The 474-nt window shown below is 61.8% G+C and carries 1 protein-coding gene; it reads left to right on the top strand.

The window, feature by feature from the left end:
- Positions 1-474 (top strand): ABC transporter substrate-binding protein (locus SB816_RS29840; protein WP_410547969.1); only part of this gene is annotated, 474 nt, incomplete at both ends.

Genomic DNA, 474 nt, shown 5'->3' with positions numbered 1-474 from the left:
CTACAAAATCGTCAGCAAGACCCTCGACGTCGATATCGTGCTCGCCTCGCACGACGCTTATTGGGGTGGGTTGCCGCCGTTTTCCGGCGTCCATTTCCGCATTATTCGTGAACTGGCGTCGCGAATGAACGCGCTGGTCGCAAAGGAAGTCGACTTCATCACCGACATCTCGCCGGACATGTTCCCTGAAATCGAACGGCACGGCGAGCTCGAGATTGCCGGCGGCCCTGTGCAGAATATCCGTTCCCTGACGGTCGACACGACGGACCCGGTCTTGGGCAAAGCCGGGGTTCGGCGTGCGCTCAGCCTGGCCCTCGATCGCAGGGCTCTGGTGCAGGCGCTTTGGCAGGGCCGGCTTCCGGTTCCAAACGGATACCAGCTCGCGACTTTCGGCGAAGCCTATATCGAAGACTGCCCGGCGCTGGCCCCTGATCCTGAACTCGCACGCAAGCTCCTGCGCGAGGCCGGCTATAA

The organism is Achromobacter sp. SIMBA_011 (assembly GCF_046535435.1).
Taxonomy (GTDB): domain Bacteria; phylum Pseudomonadota; class Gammaproteobacteria; order Burkholderiales; family Burkholderiaceae_B; genus Achromobacter; species Achromobacter dolens.
This window is presented reverse-complemented; position numbering and strand designations above follow the sequence as displayed.